General features: G+C 55.8%; 7 protein-coding genes. 5 read left to right on the top strand and 2 right to left on the bottom strand.

Features of this window, described 5'->3' with window-relative positions; translation table 11 throughout:
• Positions 1 to 241 precede the first annotated feature (241 nt).
• The 5 genes from BAA01_01015 to BAA01_00995 all read left to right on the top strand — a co-directional run bounded on the left by BAA01_01015 (position 242) and on the right by BAA01_00995 (position 6,219).
• A complete protein-coding gene (locus BAA01_01015; GenBank protein ID OUM84429.1) occupies positions 242 to 565 on the top strand; it encodes a hypothetical protein in 324 nt (107 codons plus the stop codon).
• A gap of 183 nt (positions 566 to 748) precedes the next feature.
• Positions 749 to 2,557, top strand: coding sequence for a hypothetical protein (locus BAA01_01010; GenBank protein OUM84438.1), 1,809 nt, complete (start codon positions 749 to 751; stop codon positions 2,555 to 2,557).
• Positions 2,532 to 4,373: a hypothetical protein gene (locus tag BAA01_01005; GenBank protein ID OUM84428.1), complete on the top strand. Its 1,842-nt coding sequence runs from the start codon at positions 2,532 to 2,534 to the stop codon at positions 4,371 to 4,373. Before BAA01_01010 ends, BAA01_01005 begins: the two co-directional genes overlap by 26 nt.
• A 1-nt stretch (position 4,374) precedes the next feature.
• Positions 4,375 to 5,076 (top strand): hypothetical protein, encoded by a 702-nt coding sequence (locus tag BAA01_01000; protein ID OUM84427.1) that lies wholly within the window; start codon positions 4,375 to 4,377, stop codon positions 5,074 to 5,076.
• A gap of 84 nt (positions 5,077 to 5,160) precedes the next feature.
• Positions 5,161 to 6,219: a mechanosensitive ion channel protein gene (locus BAA01_00995; protein OUM84426.1), complete on the top strand. Its 1,059-nt coding sequence runs from the start codon at positions 5,161 to 5,163 to the stop codon at positions 6,217 to 6,219.
• A gap of 18 nt (positions 6,220 to 6,237) precedes the next feature.
• Here BAA01_00995 and BAA01_00990 read toward each other — a convergent pair whose 3' ends face one another.
• Positions 6,238 to 7,059 (bottom strand): dioxygenase, encoded by an 822-nt coding sequence (locus BAA01_00990; protein ID OUM84425.1) that lies wholly within the window; start codon positions 7,057 to 7,059, stop codon positions 6,238 to 6,240.
• 173 nt (positions 7,060 to 7,232) lie between these two features.
• The gene (locus tag BAA01_00985; protein OUM84424.1) at positions 7,233 to 8,687 is read right to left on the bottom strand and encodes an arginine decarboxylase; all 1,455 of its coding nucleotides are present in this window, start codon (positions 8,685 to 8,687) and stop codon (positions 7,233 to 7,235) included.
• Positions 8,688 to 8,719 lie beyond the last annotated feature (32 nt).

The raw sequence follows: 8,719 nt of genomic DNA, 5'->3' as shown, positions 1-8,719 counted from the left end.
GACGCCGGTTTACCGGCAACCCTTGACAGGAGGGGAGACGTTTCGGACAATCTCGTATACCCGGTCAGGCACCTTCCCTGACATTTTCATAGAACGATAAACCTGACATTTTCTCAGACGCTTGACATGTTAAGGGTAATGACGCTTGACAAATGAGTCTGAGAATCATTATCATTGAATATGGAGTGACGCATGGTGGAAATCATGTGATGTGATGACAAAACCAACGGAGTGAGCGGCCATGTTTATTTTTGAGAACCAGCTTTCGGTACAGAAAGGTTACGGTGAGCAAATCCGCCACCGCTTGCAATCTCTCAAGCCACAGGCAGGGTTTCCGGGCATGCTCAGTTACGAGGTGCTTCCGGGGGAACAGACGGAACATTGCGACAAGATCTGCGTCCGTTCTATGTGGAAATCGCAGCAGGACTTTCAGGAATACATGAAGAGCAGTCATTTTCAAATGACCCATTGCGCCAAGTGCCTTCCCTTTTTGTTGAAATTCCAGATTCGCTTTGACAACGCTTCCGGGCAGGAGCCAGTGTTGGAAAGCCGGCAGGTCCATTAAGTCTGTGAAGTTTTCCCAACAAACAACAGCCCTTGTTGGATGAACCCGATCATCCATCAAGGGTATTTTGTTTTAGATATAGAACTACATATGGAACAATACAGGGGCAAGAGGAAGCGCAGATGGCATGGATGGGGACATGAGGCCAGGATCTATCGTGATGGGAGGGGGGAAGCGCAGGTGTTGAAACCGGAGGCAAGGAGGGAACGGTTGTTTCGCGAACACTTCCGGCAGAATCGTGGGGGTTACGCGTTCGCGTTCGTGCTGATCATCGGGGCGGTCTTGACGCAGCTATTGATTCCAAAGGTGCTGGAATCGTTCGCCGATGCGTATGCCGCCGGGACATTGAGTCCCATCACCGCTTTGGAGCACGGTTTCTGGTTGCTGCTTGTCGCCGTCTTGATGGCGGCCATCCGTATTGCGTCGCGGCTGCGCCTGTATTACTTGGGAAGGCAATTTGAGCGCTCCGTGCGCAGCCGTTTGTTTGCGCACTGGCTTCGCCTGCCGGCGGAGTATTACCAAGGACGGCGGATTGGCGATCTGATGGCGCACGCCACCAATGATATGAACTTGTTGCGGGAGAAAGCCAACTTTGGCGTCATGATGCTGGTGGAGGCGATTTTTCTCGTCAGTCTGTCGATGGTCATGATGGGCGTTACCGTCCACCCGCTCCTGACCTTTTGGGTGTTGCTCCCATTGCCTCTCCTTTCGTTGGCTGCGTATGTTTTTCGCCGGCGTATCCAGCGGCATTCCAGGGGCGTCCAGGAGGCATTTGCCGACCTGAACACACGCGTACAGAAGTTTTGTTCCGGAATCCAGGTGATCAAAGCGTTTGTCCAGGAACCTGCCGAACTGGCACGTTATGAGGAGGCCAACCGGGCCAATGTGGAGGCCAACCGGCGGCTGATCCAATCCAGTGCGGCCTTCGCCGCGATGAGCAGCCTCATTGTCGGACTCAGCTTTCTCATTGCCATGACCTACGGCGGTTGGCTGGCGATGGAGGGGAGGATCACGCTGGGTCAATTCATCGCTTTTCATACCTACCTGGCACAGCTGATCTGGCCGATTGAGAGCATCGGCCGTGTGATCAATGTGTTTCAGCGGGCGGCGGCTGCCGAGCAGCGGATCGCCGGCATTCTGGCCATGGAGCCGTCCATCCGGGATGAGGAGGCGCTCCCTGTCCGAACGCTGAAAGGCCACATCGTCATTCGGGATCTGACCTTTTTCTATCCTGGCAACAGCCGGCCGGCCTTGCACGGGGTGACCCTGGACATTCCGGCAGGCAGTACGCTTGGGGTGGTCGGCAGGGTGGGAAGCGGGAAAAGCACGCTCGTCCAGCTGCTGCTGCGGTTGTTTGATCCCCCTCCCGGGACGATCCAGGTGGATGGCATGCCGCTGGAGAGAATCCCCCTGGCCGTACTGAGGAGCCAGATTGGCTATGTGCCACAGGACAATTTCTTGTTTTCGACGGCCATTTATGACAATATCGACTTTCACCCCGTTTCCCATACGGAGGCAGAGATTCATGGCGCTGCGTCACTGGCTCATATCCACGAGAAGATCATGCAATTCCCACGGCAATACGGCACGCTTTTAGGTGAACGGGGGGTCACGCTTTCAGGCGGGCAGCGGCAGCGGGTCTGCATGGCGCGGGCGCTGCTCAAGGAGCCTTCCATTTTAATTCTGGATGACAGCCTCTCGGCTGTGGACGCCGATACGGAGACCCGCATCCTGCAGGATTTGCGAAGGTATCGCAGCGGGCGGACGACCATTATCGTCAGCCATCGCATCTCTTCGGTGCAGGATGCCGACCAGATCATTGTGTTGGACGAGGGGAGAATCGTGGAGCAGGGGACACACGACGCGTTGTTGGCGGCGGGCGGTGTCTATGCACAGATGGCCGCCCGGCAGCAACGGGAAGAGCCTTTGCCGGAGAAGAGGCTGGATGGTGCAGGGAGGTCGTTTCATGGAAAGCGTCACACATCCGGATAAGCGGCGGGACGCGGGACAGGAAAACATGTCAGATCGGCGCCTGTTCCGGTGGATGCTTGGCTATACCCGTCCCTTCTGGCCGGTGATGTTTCTGGCCTTGTGTTTGTCCCTGCTGTTGGTGGCCGCCGATGTGGCGCGACCTTATCTGATCAAGGTGGCGATTGACAACCACATCCTTTCCCGGTCTCCGGACGGGTGGGGGTTGCTCGGGCTGGGCGCGCTCTTTCTCGGATTGGTCCTTTTCTCGTCGCTGCTTCAGTATGCCCAACAGTTTTTGCTGGAAATGACGGGACAGCGCATCATTTACAACCTTCGCCAAGAGGTGTTTGCCCATCTTGTCCGGATGCCGATGTCCTTTTTTGATCGGAACGCTGCCGGCCGCCTGGTCACGAGAGTGACCAATGACACCGAGGCGCTCAACCAACTGTACGCGCAGGTCGTGGTCAATCTGGTCAAAGAAGTGTTGCTTTTGCTCGCCATTTTCCTGGTGATGTGGCAGATGAGCCCCCTCTTGACGGGGGTCTGCCTGGCTGTCATGCCGCTGTTGTTTCTCGTCACCCAGTTGTACAGGCGTCTGGTGCGGGAAGCGCGTCGGAATGTGAGGCTGTGGTTGTCCCGCCTGAACGCTTTTTTGGGCGAGAATCTTGCCGGCATGCAGGTGATTCAGGCGTTTGTCCGCGAAGCGCAGCAGCAAAAGGCTTTTGATGAAATCAACGACGCCTATTACCGGGCGGGGATGCGGATCATGACCGTCAACTCGGTGTTTCAGCCCGTCATCGTGCTGCTCGGCAACCTGGCTCTGGCACTGTTGCTTTGGATCGGCGGAGTGGCTGCGCTGGATGACCAGGTGACCTTTGGCGTGGTGTTTGCCTTTACCCAGTATGTCCGTCAGTTTTTTGCCCCCTTGTCTGCGTTGGCTGACCGCTTCGCGCAGATTCAAAGCGCGATGGCGTCTGCTGAACGGCTGTTTGCCTTCTTGCAGGAGCCGGTGGGGCCGAAAGGACGTGCCGGGGCAGCCGCCTTGCCCAGGCCGGTGCGCGGCGAGATTGTCTTCGACAATGTCTGGTTCGCTTACGAGGAAGAGGACTGGGTGCTAAAAGGGGTCAGTTTTCAGGTGCGTCCCGGAGAGACGGTGGCTCTGGTGGGCGAGACCGGGGCGGGGAAAACCTCCATCACCCGCCTCTTGTCGCGGTTTTATGAATGTCAAAAGGGAAGCATCCGGCTGGACGGGATGGACATCCGGGAAATTCCGGTGGCCGAGCTGCGCTCCCGTATGGGGATTGTCCCCCAGGATGTGTTTCTGTTTTCCGGCGACATCGCCGGCAACATTGCGTTAAACCGTGCCGTCAGCGAAGAACGGCTGCACCAGGTGGTGCGCATGGTGGGCTTGGAGGCGTTTATCCAGTCGCTTCCGTTGGGCTTGCGGACACCGCTTGGCGAGCGGGGGGTTACCCTGTCCATGGGGCAGCGCCAGCTGCTGGCCTTTGCGCGTGCGATTGTGGATGATCCGGACATTCTGGTGCTTGATGAGGCGACCGCCCACATTGATTCGGAGACGGAGCAGGCGGTCCAGGTTGCGCTCCGCCGGATTTCCCAAGGGCGGACGATGCTGATCGTGGCTCATCGCCTGTCAACCATCCGGCATGCGGACAAGATCATTCTGCTGGAGCGGGGGCGGATTGTTGAAATGGGGACGCATGAAGCGCTGCTGGCTAAAGGAGGGCGTTACAAAGAATTGTACACATTGCAGCGCGGTCCGTTCCACTTCGTTCCGCAGTTTGATAAAATGGGTTCATCGCGAAATGGGGAGGGTTAGTATGGGTGGCAGATGGTTGGCAGGGATTATCCTGTTGGTGATAGGGGTAACCCTTCTGCTCGATAATCTGGGTTTTGCAGAAATCAGTCTGGGATGGATTTTCAGCCATTTTTGGCCTGTGATTTTGATTGTGGTGGGCGTCTCGATGATGGTTTCGCAAAAAGGAGGGGGAATGCTGGCCGGCGGGATCATTGCGCTGCTGGGAGTCCTCTTTTTGGCGCGGAATCTCGGTTGGTGGACGATTGATCTTTCCTGGTTGTGGAAAGTGTTCTGGCCGCTGGTGATCATATTAATCGGCATCCGCATCCTTTTCGGGGCATCGCAAAGAGGCAACTCCCGCTGGGCCATCATGGGCAGCATCCAGAAAACGTTTGAAAACGGGCCTTGGAAATTGGAAAGCGGAGGTTATACGGCCATTATGGGGGGGATCGAGCTGGATTTGCGCCAGGCGATCATCCCGGAAGGGGAGACGGTGATTGATGTCACCACCCTGATGGGCGGCGCAGAGATCAGGGTTCCACGCGACTTGCCCGTCATCTGTGAAGGGTCTGTTATTATGGGCGGCATGGAACTGCTTGGAAGAAGCAACGGCGGGATTTTCGCCAATCTGGAGGCCAGCCAGGGAGAACTTCATGAGGCGCCGAGGCGGGTGCGATTCCGTTGCCAGTCCATTATGGGGGGCATTGAGATCAAGGCGGTATAGCCGCTTTCGGAATGAAGTGACGGATCAAGTCAAGCCGTTTGTTGAAATCGATCAATCAGGGCATAGGGAGACAGGAAGGGAGCGATGATGGAGACAATCATAGCCAGTCTGCAGACCTTTTTTGCGTCATGGATGGATGAGTGGACCAACCTGTTGATCGCTCTCTTGATTTTTTTTGGTTTTTTGTTGCTGCGAAACATTTTTACCAAAACCGTGTTCCACAGGGTGTTGCGGTGGACCGGGAATACAAGGGCGGAATTTGTCCATTCTTTGCTGCAGGCTTATCAACGTCCCTTGCGGATGTTCTGGATTGTCATCGGGCTGTATTTGGCGCTTTTATACCTGCCCGTCTCAGGCATGGAGGGTTTCATCAACAAACTGTTTCGTTCTGTGGTGATTTTGCTCATTGCCTGGGGGCTGTTCAACCTGTCGGGCGTGTCGTCGTCATGGCTTGTCCGGCTCGGGGAACGGTATGGCCTGCAATTTGACCAAATTCTCATCCCTTTTCTCTCCCGAGTGTTTCGTTTTTTGCTGATTGCCCTGGCCTTTACCGTGCTGGCGCAGGAGTGGGGATACCGGATCGATGGCCTGATCGCAGGGTTGGGACTGGGGGGCTTGGCCATTTCTTTGGCCGCCAAGGATACGCTGGCCAACCTGTTCGGGGGCATCGCGATCATTACGGAGAAACCTTTTTCCATCGGTGACTGGATCCAGACCCCCAGTGTCGAAGGGACGGTGGAGGAGATCACGTTCCGGAGCACGCTGATCCGGACCTTTGATCAGGCGCTGGTGACGATCCCCAACTCGGTGTTGGCCAACGAGGCGATCAAGAACTGGAGCAAAATGGGAAAGCGGAGGGTCACATGCCACCTGGGGATCAGCCCACTGACGCCGCGCGAGAAAATCCAGCAGTGCGTCGATAAAATCCGGACGATGCTTCAGGAGCATCCGGACATTCACCCGGAAACCGTCCTCGTCCATTTTGAAAGGATGAACGAGAGCAGCCTGGACATTTTTTTGCACTTTTTTACCAAAACCACGGCCTGGGGAGAATGGCTGCGCGTCAAAGAGGACTGCAACTTGAGAATCATGGAAATCCTGGAAGAGGAAGGCGTCAAGCTGACCTTCCTCCAGCCAAATTGACCTGCCCTTGCCTGTTTATCAAGCGCCGAGGATTGGCGATTCCTTGTGGACGCTGTTGCCGCCAAACTGCAGCGCAATCATGCTGAGCGTCCCGTAATCGTAACTGCGGTGCAGCAGGCGGGCTTCGCGCTTGTCATCGGCAGCGCCCATGGCCAGGAAAAGGGGCATCAAGTGCTCTGCGGTCGGGACGGCCAGTTTGGCGTACGGGGCCTGCTGCGCATAGTCAAACAAGGTCTCCCGATCCCAGGCCGTCACGTGCCGGATGAGCCAGTCGTCAAAGGAGGCGGCCCAGGGGACGACATCCTCCGGAAGGCGCCGGTTCCATTCCAGCGCCCGCAGATTGTGAACCGTGGCGCCGCTGCCGAGGATCAGGATGTCCTCCCTGCGCAAGGGGGCCAATGCCCTTCCTATGCGGTACTGTTCCGCCGGTGGCCGTGCCGGATTGACGGAGATGGCCACCACGGGAATATCTGCTTGCGGATAGAGCAGTCTCAAAGGGACCCACACGCCATGGTCCAATCCGCGATGGGCATCCAGCTCTGCGTGCAATCCCTCGTTTGCCAGCAGTTGCTGGATGCGTTGGGATAATCCGGTTGACCCTTTGGCGGGATAGCGGATGTGATACATTTCCCTTGGGAACCCGTAGAAATCGTGAATGGTTTCATAGGGTTGATCGGTGTGAGTGATTGAAATGACCGGGCTCTCCCAGTGCGCCGTGAATACGATGATGCCTTGCGGCCTTTCCCATTCATGAGCTAACTGGCTGAGAAAGCGGGTATACCGGTTGTCTTCCAGAACCAGAGTGGGCGCGCCGTGACAGATGAATACGGATGGCAACATGGTGAACATCCTCCTGTCGACTGATCGCTGTCTCGTATCTTGCGTAAACCCATGTCATGTATGTGCAGCCTTGACATGGCATTTGCTGGTGATTCTCGGATAGCATAACAGCTATCTCCGCCGCAGGCAAGGGTGAAACGCTCGCGAAGTGTAGGAGGATTGTCCGTCGCGGACTATTCCTTGATCACCTTCACATGGTGAATGGAACTGTCTTCCGGGCCTTTCACCGGCAAACCTGCTTTCAGATGCTCTCTGATATAGGAGATGTTCTTCGGAGAGATCACTTCTCCCGGCAGTAAAACCGGGATCCCGGGAGGATACATGTAAATGAATTCAGCAATGATTCGCCCTGCCGCTTTCTCAAGTGGCACCATTTCCGTGTCCGCATAAAAAGCCTCTCGCGGCGGGATGGCCAAGCGGGGAATTTCCGGCAGTTTGATCTCCGGACGTTCAACATGTTGCTGGTTCGCTCGTTGTGCAGCCAACTGTCTCAGGGCAGAAATCAACCGATGAACGGTTTCTTGGGTGTCAGCCGGTGTGATGATGCATAAGATGTTATACAAATCGCTGAATTCGACCTCGATGTTGTGAGTTTTCCGCAGCCATTTCTCCGTTTCATAACCGGTGATACCGAGCCCGCGAACATGGATGGTCAATTTGGTCGGATCAAAAGCGTAGGTTGCCTCCGTTCCGAGAATTTCTTCGCCAAAACAGTACAGGCCTGGGATTTCATTGATTTTTTGACGTGCGTACTGGGCCAGATGGATAGCTTTTCCGAGCAGCTGTTGTCCGTGAAGCGCCAGCTGTTTGCGGGCGGCATCCAGAGAAGCCAACAAAATGTAAGAGGTGGAGGTTGTCGTCAGCAAGCTGTGGACCACCTGGACCCGTTTGGGGTCGATCCGTCCCTTTTGGATATTCAAGATGGAGCTTTGGGTCAGCGACCCTCCCAGCTTGTGGATACTGGTGGCCGCCATGTCGGCACCGGCCTGCATGGCGGACAAGGGAAGCAGGTGGTGAAAGTGAATGTGCGCGCCGTGGGCTTCATCGACCAGCACAGGAATGTTGTGGGCATGCGCCAATTGAACGATCTGTTTCAGATCGGTGCAAACGCCGAAATAGGTCGGGTTGATCACCAGAACCGCTTTTGTGTCGGGATGATGATTGAGCGCTTCAATAAGCGAACTGATCGGGATTCCGTGCGTAATCCCGAGCCGGCGATCCATCGCCGGAGCAACAAAAACCGGTTGTGCTCCGGCCAGGATCATGGCGGTCAGGACCGATTTGTGCACATTGCGTGGAACAATGATTTTGTCTCCGGGAGAACAGACGGACAGGATCATGGTCATGATGGCGCCGCTCGTTCCTTGTACGGAGAATAACGTACCGTCCGCGCCGAACGCATTCGCCGCCAGCTCTTGCGCTTCGCGAATGATGCCGGATGGAGCGTGAAGATCGTCGAGGGGTGCAATATTGATCAAATCGATAGACAGCGCGTTATCCCCGATAAAACGCCTGAACTCCGGCTCTATCCAGGCGCCTCTTTTGTGGCCTGGGATATGAAACTGGATGGGCTTCCGATTCGCATGTTCTGCCAATCCTGAGAACAAGGGTGTACGATTTTGATTCACATGTACCTTTCCCCTTTTCTCTGTATTTAAAA

The organism is Bacillus thermozeamaize, assembly GCA_002159075.1.
Lineage (GTDB): Bacteria > Bacillota > Bacilli > ZCTH02-B2 > ZCTH02-B2 > Bacillus_BB > Bacillus_BB thermozeamaize.
This window is presented reverse-complemented; position numbering and strand designations above follow the sequence as displayed.

Excerpts from the sequence above, each read along its gene's own strand:
- BAA01_01015 (OUM84429.1), top strand. The coding sequence starts at position 242 with ATGTTTATTTTTGAGAACCAGCTTTCGGTACAGAAAGGTTACGGTGAG.
- BAA01_01005 (OUM84428.1), top strand. The coding sequence starts at position 2,532 with ATGGAAAGCGTCACACATCCGGATAAGCGGCGGGACGCGGGACAGGAA.
- BAA01_01000 (OUM84427.1), top strand. The coding sequence starts at position 4,375 with ATGGGTGGCAGATGGTTGGCAGGGATTATCCTGTTGGTGATAGGGGTA.
- BAA01_00990 (OUM84425.1), bottom strand. The coding sequence starts at position 7,059 with ATGTTGCCATCCGTATTCATCTGTCACGGCGCGCCCACTCTGGTTCTG.
- BAA01_00995 (OUM84426.1), top strand. The coding sequence starts at position 5,161 with ATGATGGAGACAATCATAGCCAGTCTGCAGACCTTTTTTGCGTCATGG.